The organism is Streptomyces sp. NPDC051567 (genome assembly GCF_044454165.1).
In the GTDB taxonomy this organism is placed as follows: Bacteria; Actinomycetota; Actinomycetes; order Streptomycetales; family Streptomycetaceae; genus Streptomyces.
The window spans coordinates 127,205-144,909 of record NZ_JBITDK010000001.1 but is presented as its reverse complement, the minus strand read 5'-3'; the positions used below and the strand labels follow the sequence as shown (position 1 = coordinate 144,909).

The following is a 17,705-nucleotide window of genomic DNA, read 5'->3' as shown; positions in this document are numbered from 1 at the left end:
CAGCGGGTGGGGCCGCTCCGGAACCCCGGGGACTCAGCCGCGCTCTTCCTCGTCGGCCTCCATGCGCCGGATTCCCTCATGGGTCAGCGTGACCATCGCGGGGGTGTTGCCCGGTTCCCAGTCGACGGTGATCAGGCCCTCGCCCGCCAGGTAGGTGCAGGCGGCGGCCAGATCCTGTTCCGGCATGCGCAGGTCGTGCCCCAGTTTCGCCCCGGTGATCCCGAGCAGGCGGTTGCCCTCGACGGCTTCGTAGAGGACCTGGAGCACCTGCTCGCGGTAGGTCTTGCGTTCACGCAGTGTCGCCATGACCGCGTCCTCTCCTGGTCACGACGAGGATGGCCCCGGGCTCCGGGCCGTCAGACCTCGTCGGTGTGGGCGCCGGCGCCGACGGGGGACCGGCTGGCGGTCAGCCAGGAGCGGGCGGGGACGGCCGCTGCCTCGGTGTCCACGGTGAGGTGGAGTCTGGTGCCGCACCCCGGGGCGGGGTAGCTGCGCTGCTCCGTACCGGCGAAGTGGAGGCGCAGGACCTCCGCGACCGCGCGGGCCGCCTCGGGTGAGGTCGCCACGATCCTGACCTCGGCGTATCCGAGCGACGGCACGGTGCGGGGCTCCACGGCACTCATCTCCAGGTCCCGCCGGGCGCGGGGCGGGACCGGCGCCCGACCGGGCCCCCGAAGGGGGACATGCAGGCCCCGCCTTCGCTCTCCCAGTCGTCCTCCCTGGTCCGGGCGTTCCGTATGCCGCGGCCGATGACGGCCTCGGCGGCCATCAGCGCGCGGGCGGTGAGGACGCTTCCCGGGATCGCGGCGGCGGCCATCAGCCGGGCCGCGGGCGCGGGGGCGGTCTCGGGCGGGACGACCAGGAGGTCCCAACGGCCGACGGTTCCGGAGAGCAGGATCAGCTTGTCGGGGTCCTGTTCGGTGAACCAGCCCACGTGCACCCAGCGCCCTTCGACGGGCACCTTGTGCGGGATGACGGGCCAGGGGGCGGGGTTCACCGTGACACGGGTGATGCGTCCCCAGGGTTCGTCCAGAGCGGCGGCCAGCGCGGGGAGCTCGGCTGCGAGGTCCCGGGAGGACGGCCACCAGGCGCCGTCCAGCTGGCCCGCGAGCGCGGTCCCGGGAGTGAGGGACAGACGTACAGGGCGAGGGGGAGCGAGGAGACCGGGGGCAGCACGGTCAAGGGTCATGATCGTGGTCATGTCGCGAACCCGTCCCCGGGCCGTCCGCGAACGACCCGGTGCAGTGATCGCCGGAAACGACGTCCGCATGGGAGCGGGTGTGCGAAATACTCCCGGTCCCTTCACCGTACTCCGGTACCCGGTCCCGGAGCCCGTTCCGACCAGCGCATTTCCCCGGTACCGGCGGACGGAGACCGCCCCGAACCCCGTCACGCGCAGACGGAGTACCGTGAAATGACGGCGGTGTCTCCCCGGTCACCGGCCAGCCATTGCCCTGACGTCGGCCATCCACCCGACGCCGTACGCCGCGACCGACGCCGCAGGAGGCGTCGCCGTACCGCGCAGACGGGCGAACCCCTCATGGCCGCATCCGACGTTCCGCTTCCCCCCTCCCCTTCCCCTTCCGCCTCCCCTTCCGCCTCCGCTTCCGCCTCCACTCCTCCGAGGCTCCTCCCGGACGCGCTCCACCGAGCGGTCGAACCCGGCACGGCCCTGCTCCGGCTGGAGACGACACGGTCCCGGGAAGGGGCCCTCGACGGTGCGTGGTGGCCCCGCTCCCGGGACATCGCCACCGAGCTGCCCGGCCTGATCACCGCTCTCACCAGGCACCTCGGCCCCATCACCCGGGTCGGTCTGGACGCCGGCGCCTGGAACGGACTCCCGACGCGCCTGCTGGTCGAGGGCCAGGTCGTGCACCTCGACTCCTTCCCGGTGGGCGACGACACCGTGCTCGTCACCCGCGGCGACAACGACCACTTCGCGCTGCTGGTGGTCCCCCCGGGCACCACGGCCACCGCCGCCCGCGAGGCGATGGCCCAGGCGGTCCGTGCCGACAACATCACCCAGGCCACACAGATCCTCATCGCGCCCACACCGGCACCCACACCGGCGCCCACATCCGCACCGGCACCCGCACCCGGCTCCGCCGGGGCGGACTGATCACGCCCGTCCGACGCCCGTCCGACGCCCGTCCGACGCCCGTCCGACGCCCGTCCGACGCCTGCCCGGCGCGGGCCCTGCCCTACCGCAGCAGCGGCAGGAGGTCGCGGAGGTCGTCCGTGTCGAGGACGTGGTCCGCCACCGACCGGGCGTCCGCCGTGGCGTTCAGCGCGATGGCGGTTCCCGCCCGGCGGAAGAGCGGGACGTCGGAGCGGGAGTCGCCGACGGCCGCCACGTCGGCGAGGTCGACGCCGTGCTCCCGGCACCAGGACTCGACGAAGGCGAGCTTGCCGTCCTCGTCGATGTGCCGGGCCACCTTCCCGGAGAGCACCCCGGCGGAGAGATCCATCCCGGCGCCCGAGACGGCGGCGAACCAGGGCCGGTATTCGAGTTCGTCGGCGGCGAACTGCCAGGCCAGGGTCGCCAGGAGGAGCGTGCAGCCGCCTTCGGTGAGGGCGGTGAGGGTCTCCTTCAGGCCGTTGATCCAGGGCGCGCCCCGCAGGTGCTCGCGGATCTCCCGGGGACTGGCGCCGGTGAAGAGGGCGGCTTCCCGGGTCGCGAACTCGTAGTTGTCGATGCGGTAGGCGCTGTAGAGCTCTTCGAGCTCCTCGACGGCCGCGCTGTGGCCCATCGCCTCGGCCAGGACGAGGGAGGTGGTGGTGGAGCGCAGCAGGGTCCCGTCGAGATCGAAAGCGATCACGGGGTAGCGGAAGGTCATCGGGGGTGTTTCTCCTGAAGTGGGTGCGCGGTACGGCGGCGGAGGGGCCCGTCAGGACCAGCCGGTGCGGCGGGCCAGCCAGGCGCGGCACAGTTCTCCGTACCGACGTTCGAAGGTGCGGAGGTGGGGGGACCACAAGGGTGACGGCTGGCGTCCGCTGTGGGTGTAGAAGCCGGCCAGGGCGCAGACGAAGGCGTCGATGGCGGCGGGATCGGCCCCGCGGGTCACCGGGTGGGTGGTCACGATCTCCTGCGGGTCGCCGCCCGCCGCCGCGACCGCGGGCAGCAGGAAGACGAGTTCGACCCAGTCCGCCCCCACGCACGCCCAGGCCCAGTCCACGGCGACGGCCCTCCCGTCGGCGGTGAGCAGCAGGTTGTCCTGGCGCAGGTCGGCGTGGAGCAGGGTGTCGCCGGTCGCGGCCACCGGCCACCGGCTCTCCAGCTCGGCGAGCCGGTGGAGGTGCCGTGCCGACCATGGGTCGAGGCCGGTAGGAGCGCCGGTAGCGGTGCCGGGAGAATCGGAATTACTGATTCCGGTTCTGGTTGTGGAACCGCCCTCGCTCCCGGGCTCCTCCTCTTCCAGCAGCAGCCGCCACCCCTGGTACAGGCCGCCCAGCTGTTCGCCGATGGACGGCGCCCAGGGGAGCGGGTTGGGGGTCAGGGTCCGGCCCAGTTCCTCCACGCAGGTGAGGACCGCGGCCAGATCCCCGGCCCTGCCCAGGTCGGGGTGGCGGCCCTCGATGTCCTCGTACGCGAGAACGTGCCATCCGGCGGTCTCCAGGCTGAACCTCAGCCGGGAGGCGGGCACCGGGGCGGGGAGGGCCGCCGCGATCCGCGCCTCACGGCGGTAGTCGGGCGTCAGCTCGTGGCCCGTGGCCAGTGCCTTGACGAACGCCCTGCGGCCACCGGCGAGGGTCAGCCGGGCGGCGACCCCGTCGGTGAAACCGCTGCCCTGGCTCGCCGCGCCGAGGACCCGGGCGCCGAGCCGGTCCTCGACGGCGGACCGTACCGGCGCCGGGAGCTGTGCCCAGGTGGAGCGCACCGCCGTCGCGGCCGGCAGCTGTTCGGTCATGGCAAGCACTCCTCCGGGGCGGCGCCGGGCCGGTGAGGCGGGCGGGTGGGACAGGCCGGTGAGACAAGTCGGTGAGACGGGCCGGTGGGGGTGGGGGTCAGTGAACGGTGTGAACCGTATCGAGCAGTGCGGAGATCCGCGCGAGTTCGTCCTCGGTGAGCGTGTGGTGCGCCGAGGCCGCGTTGGCGGCGGCGTGCACGGGGTTGCGGGTACCGGCGATCGCGGAGGTCACCCCGGACTGGGCCAGGAGCCACGCGAGCGCCATGCCGGGCAGGGAGAGCCCCTGACCGCTGGCCGCGGCGAGCGGACGCAGGGCCTCCACGGTGCGCTCGTGGCGGGCGCGGGCGGTGGGCTCGAAGAAGCGGGCGTAGTTCTCGACGCAGAAGAAGTCGTCCGCGCCGACCACGCCGCCGCGCCAGTCGGTCAGTTCCTGCCGCGGGTCCATCGCGCCGGTGAGCAGGCCGTAGGCGAGCGGGCCGTAAGCCATCAGACCGACCCCGTACCGCCGGCACAGGGGCCCGAACTCGGCGAGTTCCGTGCGGTGCAGGAGCGACGCCTGGATCTGGAGGTAGTCCAGCTCGCCGGTGGCCGCGCACTGCTCGACGTCGGCCGCCGGGAAGTTGGACAGCCCGATCGCACCGACCAGCCCCTCCGCCTTGAGGTCGACCAGCGTCTTCCAGGGCCGGTCCACCGGAAGGGACTCGGAGGGCCAGTGCAGCAGGTAGACGTCGACCCGGTCGCGGCCCAGCCGGGTGAGGGACTCCTCCAGTGCGGCCCGCATCCCCTTGTCGGTGAAGTGTTCCTCCTGCTCGGGGGCGACCTTCGTGCACACCTTCACCTCGGGCCGCCCGGCGACGGCCTCCCCCACCATCCGCTCGGAGCCGCCGCCTCCGCCGTAGACCTCGGCGGTGTCGATCCAGTTCACCCCGGCGTCGAAGGCGGCGTGGATCGACCGCACCACCTGGTCGTCGGAGGGGTTCGGCCCCCAGGTCCCGCCGCCGCCCGCCTCCCAGGCCCCGTAACCGATCGCGGAGAGGGACTCCGGGTTGTTCGTCTCGCGTATCACGTCTGTACTCCTTCTGCGGGGCGGATGCCGACGGTGAGGTGACGTCAGCGGTGTTGCCGGCTGCGTCGGCGGCGGCGGTGTCGGCGGCGGCGGTGTCGTCGCGGGGGCGCGGGGGCGCGGGGCTCAGATCAGTACGGGTATCGGCTGCTCGGCGTGGATGTCCTCCCAGACCCGGGCCCCGTCGTGGTCCGCCGCGGCGGACGCGGCCCGGACCCCGCGCAGGTAGGCGTCCCGATGGGTGTCGAGGTGCCGGACCAGCCGTTCACGGGCGGCCGTGAACCCGTACGGGTCGGTGTCCGTGGCGTCGAGCGTCCGGAAGAGCAGCCGGCCCCAGCCGTTGACGCGGCACTGCCGTTCCCGCCCGTGCGCGCCCCGGAACTTGTAGGCGACGGGGAAGCGGTAGAGGAGCTCCAGGGCGTGCAACTGCTCCAGCAGCTCGGCCGGCTCCACCGACCCGGGCAGGTCGTCGCCGTGCGCGGTGCGCAGCAGACGGGCCACGGAGCCCTCGGCGGCCAGGTAGATGTTGCCGCCGTACACGCCGGCCTCCCGGACGACCTCGTCCCACAGGGCCAGCGTGCCCACCAGCCGCAGCGGCTCGGCCAGCGGCTCCTCGGACTCCGGCGCCGTCAGCAGCGCCGCCGCCCCGGCCCCGCCCCTGTGGCCCGGGGCGAACGCGACGGCCGTGTCCGGGCTGTAGCAGGCGAGGGAGACGGGACCGTCCGCCAGCGCGGCGGGCACGGTCACGGTCACCCCGGACAGCGGACTCCGTCCGTTGAGCGCGGGCCAGGCCAGCAGCCGCAGGTGCGGCGGAAGGTCACGCAAGACTGTGGTGGGCTCCACGGTCACCGCCTTTCGCGGTTCGTCCGGACAGTTCGGTGAGTTCGGTGAGTTCGGTGAGTTCGGTGAGTTCGGTGAGTTCGTGGTGTTCGGGTCGTCCGGAAGGTCCGGAAGGTCCGTGGGGTACGGAACAGCCGGGTGCGGGACGGCCCTGCGGGGGACGGTCCTGCTCGGGGCAGTCCGGTGAGGGCGTGGCGATGGCCTCGGCCCAGCGGTTCAGCAGCGCCGAGGTCCCGGCGTCCGAGGCAGCCGCACGTGAGCAGACCAGCCAGACGTCCGCCGCGAACAGGACGTGCGCGGCGATCAGCCCCCTGCGGCGCATGCTCTCGCCCGTCTCCACGCACTCGACGGCGACATCGGCGAGATCCGGAAGGTAGTGCTCCACCGACCCGCGCACGGTCCGCTGGGTGAACCCGGAGCCCCAGCGTCCGGAGGCGAACCCGGCGGCGACGCGCGGGTACTCCGAGACCACCCGCACCGGACCGTCGCCCTCCGGTATCCCGCCCGGCGGGCTCAGCGCGCAGATCCGTACGTGGTACCAGCACAGCGGGGCCACCCGGACCACGTCCGCGCCGCTCTCCGCCAGCCACTCCCCGCCCGCGATCCCCACGTCGAGGAGCCCCTCGGCGACCAGGTCGGGGATGTCCGGCATCCGCAGGAACCGGGGGTACGGGCGGCCCCCCGGCGCGGCGCCGCCGAAGGTTTCCGCGGCGGCTCCGGCGAAGGCTTCCACCGCGGCCCGCGAACGGCCCAGCAGCCGCCCCTTGGGCAGCCCGAGCTTCAGCACGGGAGCACCTCCCGGCGGTAGGGACGTACCGCCCCGTGCGTGCGCACCTGCCGGTCGCGCTCCGAGGAGAACGCCTTGGCGAAGGCGTGCGCGGAGTCGGTACGGGTGATGTTGGCCAGGCACAGCGCCCAGACGAGGACCTGCCCGAGCTCCTCCTCCAGCCGTACGCTCGACTCACCGCGCCGCATGGCCTGCGACAGCTCGCCCAGTTCCTCCAGCGCCCAGGCCAGGGCACGTTCCGGCTCCAGTCGGCCGTAGAGGCCGAGGCACCGCTCCTGGAGCTGCCGCAGCGCCGCCACATCGGCGCCGAGCGGCTGGGCGAGGGTCGCCGCGAGGAGGCCGCAGCCCTTGGCCAGGGGGACCAGCGTCTCCCGTTCGGCCGCGCGCACCAGGCCGCGCTGCCCGGGTGTGAGGAGGGAGCCCCCGGTGCGGGTCGTACGTCCCCGCGCGCGGGTGTCGGCGTACTGCTCGACGGTGTCGAGCCCGGCCCGCGTGAGCACCTCCACGCGCCGCGCCTCTTCGAGTCCGGCCAGGTCGTGGCGGGTGCCGTCGGCCGCTGCGACGGTGATCCGCCGCAGCGGCAGCCAGTCGGCGTGGCCGTCGGCAAGGGCGGCTCCGTAGGCGGTGGTGCCCCGGAGGATCACTGGCCGGGCCCCGTCCGGCAGGCTCTCGGCGTCCGGCGCCCGCACCGCGAGGTCGCAGGAGGTGCCGGTGGCGTCGGCGGTGAGCACGCCGATCACGCAGACGTCCGCGTACCCGGCGGCCCGTACCGCGAGGAGCCGGGCACCCGTGAGCGGGACCCCGCCCGCGCCCTCGTCCGCGCTTTCCCCCGGCGGACCTTCTCCCGTGCCGCCTTCTCCCGTACCGCCTTCGTACGGCCGGGGCAGCGCCCAGGCCGCTCCGGTGGGTAAGTCCTCCTGCGTGAAAACCATCCCGCCCCCCTGTCGCGTTCGTCCACCCGCTCTGAGCCCATCGAATCCGCAGGCCAAGGGCGTCCTGGCCAGGGCCTTCGATGGTGGTCACGTTGGGGAGCCGTCTGTCGACACAACGTAAATGACCATGGAACGATCAGCGATTCCGGACCGCACAAAGGCCGGATTCAGATGTCTGGACGGCTGGTTGGACGCTCTTGCGGACGGCGTCCATGGCCGAAACCGGAGGGTGTGCCCCGGTCCGGTCCCCCACGCACCCGCTACCGCCGCGACGACCGGCCGCCCCGTCCCGCGCCGCGGCGGGGCACCCCGGCCACCCTGGTACCCCCCCGGGACCGGTCCAGCCCTGACGGGACCGGTCCCGACGGGGTCAGCGAGGGCTGTCGGACGGGCCGTCGGGCGAGGCGCCGGGCGAGGTGGCGGCGGCGCGGCGGAATTCGGCGTTGATGCGCTGGGCCTCTTCGAGCTGGTCCTCAAGGATGACGATGCGGCAGGCGGCCTCGACCTGGGTGCCCTGGTCGACGAGTTCCCGGGCGCGGGCCGCGATCCGCAGCTGGTAGCGGGAGTAGCGGCGGTGGCCGCCCTCGGAGCGGAGTGGGGTGATCAGCCGGGCCTCCCCGATGGCACGGAGGAAGCCTGGCGTGGTGCCGAGCAGTTCGGCGGCCCGGCCCATCGTGTAGGCGGGATAGTCATCGTCGTCCAGCCGCCCGCCGAGCGAATCGTCCGCTGTCATCTGCACCTCTTCTTGGGAACGTGCCGAGGGGCCTTGGTGCCGTACGGCACCAAGGCCCCGGAGGAAATTCAACACCATCCCCCGGCCGTAGCACCGCGCAGACCTTCCGTGACCTTCCGTGACCCCCTGTTCCCGCACCCGGGCCAGGTGCGATGGCCCGGTGCGGTGCCCGGTGTGCCGGCCCGCTCCGCACACGCGAGGAGGGCCCGGCCGGCGTGTGCCGGTCGGGCCCTCCTCAGTCTTCTTCAGTCCTCGTACGCCTCGTACGCCTCGTACGCCTCGTACATCCCGTACGACGCGTACGTCCGTCCCGTCCGTCAGGCGGACACCGAGTTGCCGAGCAGCGCGGAAGCCCTCTGCACCGGGGTGAGGGTCCGCGCGGGCTCGGGGGCGGCCTGGGGAAGGCCGCGGCAGGTGAAGCCGAGGAGGGTCATGGCCCGGACGACTTCGCCCGCGCTGAAGTCGCGGCGGTCCTGGCGGGTGATGACCTGCCCGACCTGCTTGACGGGGTACTGACGGCGTCCGATGATCACGGACTCACCCACGACCGGCTCGGGCTTGACGTCCTTCATCGACGCCAGCACCCCGCTCTTGGTCAGGTCGAACGGGAATCGGGCGATGACGCAGCGCATGGTGCCTCCAGGGAAGAGAAGAGGTGGGGACGGGTCTCGGTCCTCAGGCGGCCGCGTCGGAGGCGGAGTGCCGTACGGACGTGCGCCGGGGCCCGGTGCCGGTGCGGCGCCGGGCACGGGGGACACCGGCGCGCTTGGGGCGTTCGGTCACCGGGGCGGTGATGACGACCGGGACGCCCGACGGGGCCTGGGCGCCGGTGATGCGGTGCAGGGCCGCTTCGCCCGCGCGGACCTGGGTGGTCTGCGGGGTGATGCCGGCGGCGGCCATGAGCCGGACCATGTCGCGGCGCTGGTTCGGCGTGACCAGCGTGACCACGCTGCCGGACTCGCCCGCGCGGGCGGTACGGCCGCCGCGGTGCAGGTAGTCCTTGTGGTCGGTCGGCGGGTCCACGTTGACGACGAGGTCGAGGTTGTCGACGTGGATGCCGCGGGCGGCGACATTCGTGGCGACGAGGACCGTGACGTGCCCGGTCTTGAACTGCGCCAGCGTGCGCGTGCGCTGCGGCTGCGACTTCCCGCCGTGCAGCGCGGCGGCCCGTACCCCGCTGTCGAGCAGGTCCTGGGTCAGCCGGTCGACGGCGTGCTTGGTGTCCAGGAACATGATCACCCGGCCGTCGCGCGCCGCGATCTCCGTCGTCGTCCGGTGCTTGTCCGCGCCGTGCACGTGGAGGACGTGGTGCTCCATGGTGGTGACCGCGCCCGCGGACGGGTCGACGGAGTGGACCACCGGGTCGGTCAGGTAGCGGCGGACCAGCAGGTCGACGTTGCGGTCCAGGGTGGCGGAGAACAGCATCCGCTGCCCCTCCGGCCGGACCTGGTCGAGCAGCGCGGTGACCTGCGGCATGAAGCCCATGTCGGCCATCTGGTCGGCCTCGTCCAGCACGGTGATGCCCACCTGGTTCAGCCGGCAGTCACCGCGGTCGATGAGGTCCTTGAGCCGTCCGGGCGTGGCGACGACGACCTCGGCCCCGCCGCGCAGGGCGCTGGCCTGCCTGCCGATCGGCATCCCGCCGACGACCGTGGCCAGCCGCAGTTTGAGGGAGCGGGCGTAGGGGGTGAGCGCGTCGGTGACCTGCTGGGCGAGCTCGCGGGTCGGTACGAGGACCAGGGCCAGCGGCTGGCAGGACTCGGCGCGCTGTCCGGCCGTCCGGGCCAGCAGGGCCAGCCCGAAGGCCAGGGTCTTGCCGGAGCCGGTCCGTCCGCGGCCGAGCACGTCACGGCCCGCGAGGGTGTTCGGCAGGGTCGCGCCCTGGATCGGGAACGGCACGCTCACGCCCTGGGCGGTGAGCGCCGCCAGCAGCTGCCCGGGCATCTCCAGGTCGGCGAACGCCTCGACGGCGGGCAGCGCGGGGGTGACCGTCTTGGGGAGCGCGAACTCACCCTGGAGCGCGGTGGACCGGCGCCCGTAGCCACCGGAGCGGCCCTGCCCGCCGGAACGGGCGGGGGCACCGGAGCGGCTGGAGCCCGACGAGCCGAAACGGCTGCCGCTCTGCCCCGATCCGGAGCCCGATCCGGAGCCGGAGTTGTAGCCGGCACTGCTGCTGCGGGTGCGGCCGAAACGGTCGTTCGTACGTGTGCGGTTCATGCGGAACCTTCCTCGATGCGGCGCATATCAAGGAATTCCCGCAGCGGTGAGCGGCGCGGAGAATCGCGAGAACGGGCCGAATGAAATGCGAAAGCGAACCCGGCCGCCGGAAGATTCCTGAGGGCACGGGTGCTGAAATGGATCAGATGTTACTGAAATGCCCGACGCGGCGCGGAAATATTATCCGGTACGGTCGGCGGGGTGTGTCTCCGGCGGAATACGTCCGGAGCCCTGGGGCATCTGCCGTACGCGGGGCCGCGGATTCCCGGGAATCGTCCCGCAGGTGGAACCACTGCGGGGCGGCGGAGGGGAGAGCTGCGGTGAGGACGGCGGTGGGGGCGGCGGTGAGGACGGGAGGGCCGCGCCCCGGAACGCGTACAGCTGGGGCCCGCACCCCGAAGGATGCGGGCCCCAGCTGCGAAGTACGCGTCAGCGATTAGGCCGGAACGATGTTCTCGGCGGTCGGGCCCTTCTGGCCCTGCGCGATGTCGAAGGTGACCTTCTGGCCTTCCTGCAGCTCGCGGAAGCCCTGGGCGGCGATGTTCGAGTAGTGGGCGAACACGTCAGGACCGCCACCCTCCTGCTCGATGAAGCCGAAGCCCTTTTCCGCGTTGAACCACTTCACGGTACCAGCAGCCATGTCATATCTCCTTTGGGGCAGTGCGCCGGCGGTCCACACTGTGCGGACGCCGTGTCGCCGCGATGATTAGCCCACCGGAGAAAGACCGGAAATACATAAGCGCAACCATCGGCTCGGAAGCCGACCGAAGTGCTTGAAGTTTTGGGAACCACAACTGCAACTGGTATCGACAGTAGCACGCCGAGGCCGGGTCGGCGGGGTCGGTTATTTCACTCCGCCTGTCGCGCGAGACATTCTCACCGCGCGTCACATCAATTTCTCATCCGGCCACCACAGATATTGGCCCGCCCCGGGCGGAGCGTTCCGCCGAAGGCCCCGCCCGCCCCGCCCGCCCCGCCCGGCGGGGCGAACCACCAGGGCCCCATGGCGCGGCCAGGCGGAGACACAAGCGGAGACCGTATCGGCGAGCCCGCAGGCCGGGACGGTCGGGCCGGTTGAGCCGGTTGAGCCGGTCGAGCTGACAAGCATCTGCCGCCCGGTTCACGGAAGCGCCCCCATGGACAGCAGGATGTCGAGGTGAGGCCGAGGACGACACGTGGCATGTGGCACGTGACACGTGGTAGATGCCGTGTGGCACGTGACGAGGAAGAGGGAAGAGGAACCGCGCCATGGGAGCATCCGGCCGTACGGGCGAGGAACTGCGCGCCCTGGGTCTCGTCGAGGCGCAGCGCAAGGCCGAACACCTCTTCGCCGAGATCGAGGCCCGGGGCCTGGTCGCCCCCGGAGCCGGTGAGCGGGAGGTCAGCGACCGGATTCGGGACCTCGCGAACGAGATGTTCGGCACGACCAAGCACTGGCACAAGCGGATCGTCCGCTCCGGCCCGCACACGATGTTCCCGTACAAGGAGAACCCGCCGGACCGGATCATCGGCGAGGACGACATCGCCTTCGCCGACTTCGGCCCGATCTTCGAGGAGTACGAGGCGGACTTCGGCCGCACCTTCGTCTTCGGCGACGACCCCGTCAAGCACCGTCTCCGCGACGACCTCGCGACCGTCTTCGCCGCAGGCCGCCACGTTTTCCGGGCCGACCCGCAGATCACCGGCCGGCGGCTGCACGCGGAAGTCGAACGCCTCGCCAGCGCGCGGGGCTGGACCCTGGGCGGCTGGCACGCGGGCCACCTCGTCGGCGAGTTCCCGCACGAGACCATCGACGGCGCCAAGGTTGAGTCGTACGTCACCCCCGACAACGACCACCCGATGCGCCGCACCGACCGCACGGGCCGGCGCTGCCACTGGATTCTGGAGATCCACCTCGTCGACGAGCGGCACGGCTTCGGCGGTTTCCACGAGCAGCTGCTCGACCTGGCGTGACGCGGACCCCCACCCCGTCTACCCCGCCTACCCCGTCCACCCCGGCCGCGCGCCGAGGTAGGCCCATGCCTTCGTGCCCGAGCGCAGGACGACCCGGACCCTGGCGTAGTCGTCGACCTCGTAGCCGTCCGCCGAGGCCAGCTCCTCGTCGGTGATCGAGAAGACCGTGCCCTCGACGGCCTCGCCCTCACCGGACGAGGCGACCAGGAGGGGATGCCGGTCCGTTCCGCTGGCCGCGATCACCTCGGGATCGGTGATCTCGATGTAGGTCGTCCGGTACCCGGGCAGCGCGTCGGGCGCCCCCTCCAACAGCCTGCCGAACCGCGCGAGCTGGACCTCACGCAACTGCAACGTGCCGTAGGAGAACAACTGGTGCCGCACCGAGCCGCCCATGCGGAGAACCTCCTGGAACAACCTGCCACCGGGGGAAGAAGACGTCCCAACCTACCGAACCCCCTCGCCCACGCCCTGCGGCGCCAGGGGCACGGTCGAGGGGGGAACAGGTCCGGACGGCCGGGCTGATCCTCAAGGCGTCCTACGCGCGCTCGTCAGTGGTCGACGCCTGCGTCATGTTGAAGGTGAGGCCGGAGAACTCCCGGCCTTGGAACACGGGGCCGTTCTGGGTTCCGCCGCTGATGGTGTTGTGCACGTCGCCGCCCGAAGTGGTCTGTGCCCGCTGCCACCACTCCTCCAGCCGTGCGCGGAACTCCCCGTCCAGGGCAGCCCGTACGCCCAGCGCCGTCGCCAGCGCCTGGGCGCGCAACGGGTCGGCGGGGTCGTTCTCCAGGGCGGCGATCTCCAGCTCGCCCGAGCTGATCCCGGGCGATTCGCCTCCTTCCGGCTCCGGTGCCCCACCTCGCCGGAACGGACGCCTCACGAGTGCGGTGAGTCCATGCCACGTCTGGCGGCCGAATTCGCCGCCGACGCCTCCGGCCAGTGCCGCGAGTGCTGCTGCCGTGATCGGGTCCATGCCAGGACTCCCTCGATCGATGTCTGAATCTTCACACCTTAGGTCGGGTCCACGGCGTGAAGCATCGATTCCACCGCATCCACCGCATCCACCGCATCCACGGCATCCACCGCACCCATGGCGCGCACGGCTGACCTCGCGAACCCGAGCGCCGTCACCTCTACTGCATACCCCTACCGCAAGGGGGCCCGTGGACGGGCGGGCACGTACTCGCCGACCGGTCCGGGGCCGTTCCCGCGAGCCCGGTACGACATGATCTGATGGTGGCGTCCGCGGAACACCTGCCTCCTCGTCCGGTGTCCAGTACGGTGACCTTGGTCGGCGGTCCGGAGAGGTGGTGGCCCATGAGCACGCATGGTGATCCGGAGAATCCCGCGGCGCCCGGGATCATGAACAGCCTCCCGGGCAGCGTCGAGGGGCAGCTGGCCCAAGTGGGCATTGCCCACGGTCCGATCACCTTCAACTACCACGCCGCGCGAGTGCCGGAGCCGGTGGGCCACCGCCGTCCCAACCAGGTTCCGAGACCGCCCCGGGGTTTCGTCGACCGCCGCAGGGCGCTGGCCGCGCTCGACGGGTTACTCGGGGACGAGGATGCCGTCGGGTGCCCGATCGGCGTGTTCAGCGGTCTTCCCGGCATCGGGAAGACGGCCGCGGCCAGCCAGTGGGCCCACAACAACCAGCAGCGGTTCCCGGGCGGACAGATCTTCGTCGACTTCGCCACGCTCCGTTCCGGGGCCGGTGGGGCCGGTGGGGACGTCTCGGAGGCACTCGCCACCTGCCTCAGAGCCCTGGGAGTGCACGACCAGTACCTTCCCGCAGGCTTCGCCGAGCGGACGGCCCTCTACCGGGACCTGTCCGCCGAGCGGCGGGTGCTGGTGGTGCTGGACGACGTCACGCGCCCGGCTCAGGTGACCGCTCTGCTGCCCCAGGGGCCGGGCAGCGCCGTGCTGGCGACCAGCACCTGGCAGCTCGGTGAGCTCGTCCTCGACGGCGCGGCCCTGCTCCCGCTCGACGTCCTCGACACGGAGAGCGCCGTGGAACTGCTGTCGGCCCTGTGCGGCCCGCGGCGGATCGCGGACGAACCCGACGCCGCCGCCCGGCTGGTCGCGCTCTGCGGCGGCCTGCCGATCGCCGTGCGCATCTGCGCCGCCCGACTGCTGACACAGAAACACCTGACGATCAGCGCGCTGGTCGACGAGTTGTCCGACGAACAGAGCCGCCTCAGCCGTATCACCGTGTCCTCAGCCCACGAGGAGCGCACCGTGTCCGCAGCCCTCGAACTGGCCTACCGCGACCTGCCCGCTGCCGCCGCGCACATGTACCGGGCGCTCGGCCATCTGCCGGGCCTCAGCTTCGACGCCGCCGTCGCCGCCGCAGCCGCCGGACTGGACTCGGCGCGGGAGGCCCAGGAAGCGCTGGGTGTGCTGGAAGAGGCCAGCCTGCTCTCCGTTCTGGAAGACCGCCGGTACGCCCTGCACGGCCTGGTACGCCTTCACGCGCAGGAGACGTCCAAGGCCCAGGACCCGCCCGGCACCGCACGGGAGACAGCCGGCAGGGTCACCGGCCACTACCTCGCGCTGACCGTCCTGGCCGACCTCGCCGTCCGCGCCGACCGGCTCCGCATCACGAGGACGCAAGACGTCCTCGGGACGTCCGGTTCCGTCCCGGCCGCCCTCGCCGCCCCGTCCCATGACCCGTTCGCCGGCTCGGACGAACCCGGTCGCGACGCGATCTGCTGGCTGGAGGCCGAACGCGCCAACATCCTGGCGGTCCTCCGGGCCGCGTCCCGGCTCGGCTTCGACCGTCCGGCGTGGCAGCTGGCGGAGGTCTTCACCGTCCTGTTCCTCCACCACCGGCACCTCGCCGACTGGCGCGAGTCGCTCGAACTGGGCTCCACCGCCGCCGAACGCGACGGCAACGCCGCGGCCGAGGCCAGGCTGCGGAGCCTGTTGTCCAGGCCGCTGCTCGACCTGAAGCAGGACGCGCAGGCCAAGGCCCACCTCGACATCGCCGAGCGGCTCGCCGTGGAGTCCGGCCACCTGGTCCTCCAGGCCTCCGTGCAGGAGTTCCTCGGCCGGTACTGGGACCGGCACGACCCCGCCCGTGCCGTGGACGCGTACCGCACCTCGCTCGCGCTCAACGCCGAGGCCGGGGAGGACCGCGGCGAGGCCCTGGCCCGCTACTTCCTGGGCTGCTCGCAGAGCGCCACCGGTGATCACACCACCGCCCTGGCGGCCCTCTCGGAGGCCCGGGCCACCTTCCTCGCGCTGGGCGACGGGCGGATGGCGGCGCGGTCCCTGGCCGACGTCGGCCGGACACGGGCACGGCTCGGTGACCCCGCCGGGGCCGCCGCCGACCTGTCGAAGGCCGCCGCCGACCTGCGTGACTGCAAGGCCTTCCACTACGAGGCCCGGGCCATGGAGGACCTGGCGGACCTCCTGGACGGACCGGAGGAGGTCCGGGCGTGCCTGCGCCGGGCCCTCGCCGTCTACGAGGAAGGCGGCAGCCCGCGGGCAGCGGTGGTCCTGGCCCGGCTGACCGCCGGCTGATCCGCAGGTGGGCGCGGCATCCGGAGTACGAGCCGCTGCCGGCGCGAGCCGTGGCGAAGGACCAGTGCCGTGCCGTCGAGCGGAGTGCCGAGGCGTAGACAGACGTACACCGCGGCCGCGGCGGTACCGGGGTCCAGGCCCGCTCCGTGCGGGGTCCTGACGTCCACCGTCCGTCCGTCGCGCAGCCCGACCAGACAACCGTCCTCCCCGTGCAGCGCGGCGACCCGGGCCCCGGGAAACTCGGCCAGCAGACGCGCGAGGCCCTGCCGTCCCGCCTCCGGGGCGAAGACGCCCGATGCGGAGCACACGACGGCGGCGCTCTCCACCAGCCGGGTGTCCGGCTCGTCGACATCGCAGGCCAGGTGCCAGAACGAGGCGTCGTTCTCGGCCGTCTCCCCGGCCAGGGCGGCCGGGAAGCGCCGGACGTCCACGCACAGCTCGCCCGCGGTGTCCCGTGCGACGGACGTGTGCACCATCAGCGACCGGGCGCGCGCGGTGTTCTGGGGAGGGAGGGGGAACGCGAGGGCGCCGCGGCCCGGCGGGTGCTCGGGCCGGGCGAGGCCGAGGAGGCCGTAGACCAGCTCCCGCAGACGTGACATGGCCTCGCCGGGCTCCGCGAAGGCGCCGGCGGCGACCTCCGCGAAGCGGTCGGGCCGGTGCCCGGCCATCGCGGCCTCAAGCTGCGCACGGAGCGGCCGCCCTGCTTCCAGCCGCTTCGCGGCGGTGCGGAGCGCGTATCCCGCCGTCCCCGGAACCGCCTCGGACCCGAAGGCGCCGAGCAGCACGGGCCGGCCGGTCGCGGCCCCGTACAGCGTCACCGAACCGTGGTCCCCGATCACCAGGTCCGATGCCACCAAGGTCTGCTGCCAGCCGTCCGTGGGGTCGACGGTGATCAGGCCGGCCTCCAGCGCGGACTGCTGCACGATCCGGACCTGCCAGGCGCCGTGGCCGGACCAGACGTTCGGGTGCAGGACGAGCGCCACGCGGAACTCGTCGGCCGGCAGCTGGGCCAGCAGCTCCGTGGGGAGCCCCGGACAGGAACCGGCCAGGGACCCCTCGCCCCAGGTCGAACTCACCATGACCAGTCGCTGGCCGGGGAGCACACCGAGGGCGGACCGGTAACGGTCCCGCCAGCGGGAACTGGCCCGGAGCCGGTCGTAGCAGGGGTCGCCGACCAGGACCGTCCTCCCGACCGTACCGGGATGGGCGGCAGCCAGCTGTGCGGCCTGGTCGGGGTGCGACACCGCGAGCCAGGCCCGCCGGGCCGCCAGCAGCTCCTCGGAGACCAGCCCGGAGAGCCGGGTACCGGGACCGGCCGAATCGGGGACCCGCTTCTGGAACCCGACCCCGTGCGGCAGTACGAGCACCGGACAGTCGCCGGGCGGCACCTGGATGTTCTCGGAGGCGGAGATCAGCAGATCGGGTGCGACCTCCGAGAGCTGGGGCCACGGCAGGGTGCGGCAGCCCAGCGACCTGAGCAGGTCGAGCACGCCGTTGTTGAAGGCGGACGTCGGATCGTAGGCGAACACCACGGTGATCCGTGGATCGTCGTGCACCACCTCGGGTACGACGTCCAGTACGCGCACCAGCGAGGTCACGGTCCTCGCGGCCACCACCAGCGTCCGGTCGCCGCCGAAGGTCCGCCAGCGCGCCGCGTCGGGTCCCACGGGGACGAGAACGCGCTCATCGGACTCCATCGCGTACCTCCGCCCGATGGCAGGATCGCATACAACCTGGTCAGAGGCCTCCCGGC

At 72.7% G+C, this 17,705-nt stretch carries 19 protein-coding genes; 3 read left to right on the top strand and 16 right to left on the bottom strand.

The window, feature by feature from the left end:
• Positions 1-33: 33 nt before the first annotated feature.
• Genes ACIA5F_RS00630 through ACIA5F_RS00620 form a run of 3 tightly spaced genes read right to left on the bottom strand, consistent with a single transcriptional unit; the run spans position 34 to position 1,201 of the window.
• Entirely contained in the window at positions 34-306 is a 273-nt protein-coding gene (locus tag ACIA5F_RS00630) for a hypothetical protein (RefSeq protein ID WP_399347598.1), read from the bottom strand.
• A gap of 50 nt (positions 307-356) precedes the next feature.
• A complete protein-coding gene (locus ACIA5F_RS00625) occupies positions 357-623 on the bottom strand; it encodes a hypothetical protein (protein ID WP_399347596.1) in 267 nt (88 codons plus the stop codon).
• Positions 620-1,201, bottom strand: coding sequence for a DUF5994 family protein (locus ACIA5F_RS00620; RefSeq protein WP_399347594.1), 582 nt, complete (start codon positions 1,199-1,201; stop codon positions 620-622). Before ACIA5F_RS00620 ends, ACIA5F_RS00625 begins: the two co-directional genes overlap by 4 nt.
• 339 nt (positions 1,202-1,540) lie before the next feature.
• On the opposite strand from ACIA5F_RS00620, the gene ACIA5F_RS00615 reads away from it, so the two are divergent.
• Positions 1,541-2,119: a DUF5994 family protein gene (locus ACIA5F_RS00615; protein ID WP_399347592.1), complete on the top strand. Its 579-nt coding sequence runs from the start codon at positions 1,541-1,543 to the stop codon at positions 2,117-2,119.
• 82 nt (positions 2,120-2,201) lie between these two features.
• On the opposite strand, the gene ACIA5F_RS00610 is transcribed toward ACIA5F_RS00615, so the two are convergent.
• From ACIA5F_RS00610 to ACIA5F_RS00565, 10 genes are all read right to left on the bottom strand, one after another.
• Entirely contained in the window at positions 2,202-2,837 is a 636-nt protein-coding gene (locus ACIA5F_RS00610; RefSeq protein WP_399347590.1) for an HAD family hydrolase, read from the bottom strand.
• Between the two features lie 51 nt (positions 2,838-2,888).
• Complete coding sequence (locus ACIA5F_RS00605; RefSeq protein WP_399347588.1) at positions 2,889-3,908, bottom strand: phosphotransferase family protein; 1,020 nt, start codon at positions 3,906-3,908, stop codon at positions 2,889-2,891.
• Between the two features lie 97 nt (positions 3,909-4,005).
• Positions 4,006-4,974 (bottom strand): aldo/keto reductase, encoded by a 969-nt coding sequence (locus ACIA5F_RS00600; RefSeq protein WP_399347586.1) that lies wholly within the window; start codon positions 4,972-4,974, stop codon positions 4,006-4,008.
• A 123-nt stretch (positions 4,975-5,097) separates the two neighbouring features.
• Positions 5,098-5,796 (bottom strand): hypothetical protein, encoded by a 699-nt coding sequence (locus ACIA5F_RS00595; protein WP_399347584.1) that lies wholly within the window; start codon positions 5,794-5,796, stop codon positions 5,098-5,100.
• A complete protein-coding gene (locus tag ACIA5F_RS00590; protein ID WP_399347582.1) occupies positions 5,789-6,598 on the bottom strand; it encodes a hypothetical protein in 810 nt (269 codons plus the stop codon). Before ACIA5F_RS00590 ends, ACIA5F_RS00595 begins: the two co-directional genes overlap by 8 nt.
• Entirely contained in the window at positions 6,592-7,530 is a 939-nt protein-coding gene (locus tag ACIA5F_RS00585) for a MazG nucleotide pyrophosphohydrolase domain-containing protein (protein ID WP_399347580.1), read from the bottom strand. Before ACIA5F_RS00585 ends, ACIA5F_RS00590 begins: the two co-directional genes overlap by 7 nt.
• Before the next feature lie 370 nt (positions 7,531-7,900).
• The gene (locus tag ACIA5F_RS00580) at positions 7,901-8,263 is read right to left on the bottom strand and encodes a MerR family transcriptional regulator (RefSeq protein WP_399347578.1); all 363 of its coding nucleotides are present in this window, start codon (positions 8,261-8,263) and stop codon (positions 7,901-7,903) included.
• Positions 8,264-8,580: 317 nt separating this feature from the next.
• The gene (locus tag ACIA5F_RS00575) at positions 8,581-8,895 is read right to left on the bottom strand and encodes an SCO5918 family protein (protein ID WP_399347576.1); all 315 of its coding nucleotides are present in this window, start codon (positions 8,893-8,895) and stop codon (positions 8,581-8,583) included.
• Positions 8,896-8,938: 43 nt separating this feature from the next.
• A complete protein-coding gene (locus ACIA5F_RS00570; protein WP_399347574.1) occupies positions 8,939-10,480 on the bottom strand; it encodes a DEAD/DEAH box helicase in 1,542 nt (513 codons plus the stop codon).
• A 436-nt stretch (positions 10,481-10,916) separates the two neighbouring features.
• The gene (locus ACIA5F_RS00565) at positions 10,917-11,120 is read right to left on the bottom strand and encodes a cold-shock protein (RefSeq protein ID WP_190093980.1); all 204 of its coding nucleotides are present in this window, start codon (positions 11,118-11,120) and stop codon (positions 10,917-10,919) included.
• A gap of 608 nt (positions 11,121-11,728) precedes the next feature.
• Here ACIA5F_RS00565 and ACIA5F_RS00560 point away from each other — a divergent pair.
• Positions 11,729-12,433, top strand: a complete 705-nt coding sequence (locus tag ACIA5F_RS00560; RefSeq protein ID WP_399347572.1) for a M24 family metallopeptidase — start codon at positions 11,729-11,731, stop codon at positions 12,431-12,433.
• A gap of 27 nt (positions 12,434-12,460) precedes the next feature.
• Here ACIA5F_RS00560 and ACIA5F_RS00555 read toward each other — a convergent pair whose 3' ends face one another.
• The gene (locus ACIA5F_RS00555) at positions 12,461-12,826 is read right to left on the bottom strand and encodes a gamma-glutamylcyclotransferase family protein (protein WP_399347570.1); all 366 of its coding nucleotides are present in this window, start codon (positions 12,824-12,826) and stop codon (positions 12,461-12,463) included.
• 142 nt (positions 12,827-12,968) lie between these two features.
• Complete coding sequence (locus ACIA5F_RS00550) at positions 12,969-13,403, bottom strand: hypothetical protein (RefSeq protein ID WP_399347568.1); 435 nt, start codon at positions 13,401-13,403, stop codon at positions 12,969-12,971.
• A gap of 344 nt (positions 13,404-13,747) precedes the next feature.
• Between ACIA5F_RS00550 and ACIA5F_RS00545 the strand changes: the two genes are divergently transcribed.
• Entirely contained in the window at positions 13,748-15,952 is a 2,205-nt protein-coding gene (locus tag ACIA5F_RS00545) for an NB-ARC domain-containing protein (RefSeq protein ID WP_399347566.1), read from the top strand.
• Here ACIA5F_RS00545 and ACIA5F_RS00540 read toward each other — a convergent pair.
• Positions 15,892-17,649: a hypothetical protein gene (locus ACIA5F_RS00540; protein ID WP_399347564.1), complete on the bottom strand. Its 1,758-nt coding sequence runs from the start codon at positions 17,647-17,649 to the stop codon at positions 15,892-15,894. The two genes, ACIA5F_RS00545 and ACIA5F_RS00540, sit on opposite strands and share 61 nt — an antisense overlap.
• Positions 17,650-17,705 lie beyond the last annotated feature (56 nt).

Bases quoted from the DNA above. Each gene is read 5' to 3' on its own strand.
- ACIA5F_RS00630 (WP_399347598.1), bottom strand. From the start codon at position 306: ATGGCGACACTGCGTGAACGCAAGACCTACCGCGAGCAGGTGCTCCAG.
- ACIA5F_RS00625 (WP_399347596.1), bottom strand. From the start codon at position 623: ATGAGTGCCGTGGAGCCCCGCACCGTGCCGTCGCTCGGATACGCCGAG.
- ACIA5F_RS00620 (WP_399347594.1), bottom strand. From the start codon at position 1,201: ATGACCACGATCATGACCCTTGACCGTGCTGCCCCCGGTCTCCTCGCT.
- ACIA5F_RS00615 (WP_399347592.1), top strand. From the start codon at position 1,541: ATGGCCGCATCCGACGTTCCGCTTCCCCCCTCCCCTTCCCCTTCCGCC.
- ACIA5F_RS00610 (WP_399347590.1), bottom strand. From the start codon at position 2,837: ATGACCTTCCGCTACCCCGTGATCGCTTTCGATCTCGACGGGACCCTG.
- ACIA5F_RS00605 (WP_399347588.1), bottom strand. From the start codon at position 3,908: ATGACCGAACAGCTGCCGGCCGCGACGGCGGTGCGCTCCACCTGGGCA.
- ACIA5F_RS00585 (WP_399347580.1), bottom strand. From the start codon at position 7,530: ATGGTTTTCACGCAGGAGGACTTACCCACCGGAGCGGCCTGGGCGCTG.
- ACIA5F_RS00580 (WP_399347578.1), bottom strand. From the start codon at position 8,263: ATGACAGCGGACGATTCGCTCGGCGGGCGGCTGGACGACGATGACTAT.
- ACIA5F_RS00575 (WP_399347576.1), bottom strand. From the start codon at position 8,895: ATGCGCTGCGTCATCGCCCGATTCCCGTTCGACCTGACCAAGAGCGGG.
- ACIA5F_RS00570 (WP_399347574.1), bottom strand. From the start codon at position 10,480: ATGAACCGCACACGTACGAACGACCGTTTCGGCCGCACCCGCAGCAGC.
- ACIA5F_RS00565 (WP_190093980.1), bottom strand. From the start codon at position 11,120: ATGGCTGCTGGTACCGTGAAGTGGTTCAACGCGGAAAAGGGCTTCGGC.
- ACIA5F_RS00560 (WP_399347572.1), top strand. From the start codon at position 11,729: ATGGGAGCATCCGGCCGTACGGGCGAGGAACTGCGCGCCCTGGGTCTC.
- ACIA5F_RS00555 (WP_399347570.1), bottom strand. From the start codon at position 12,826: ATGGGCGGCTCGGTGCGGCACCAGTTGTTCTCCTACGGCACGTTGCAG.
- ACIA5F_RS00550 (WP_399347568.1), bottom strand. From the start codon at position 13,403: ATGGACCCGATCACGGCAGCAGCACTCGCGGCACTGGCCGGAGGCGTC.
- ACIA5F_RS00545 (WP_399347566.1), top strand. From the start codon at position 13,748: ATGAGCACGCATGGTGATCCGGAGAATCCCGCGGCGCCCGGGATCATG.
- ACIA5F_RS00540 (WP_399347564.1), bottom strand. From the start codon at position 17,649: ATGGAGTCCGATGAGCGCGTTCTCGTCCCCGTGGGACCCGACGCGGCG.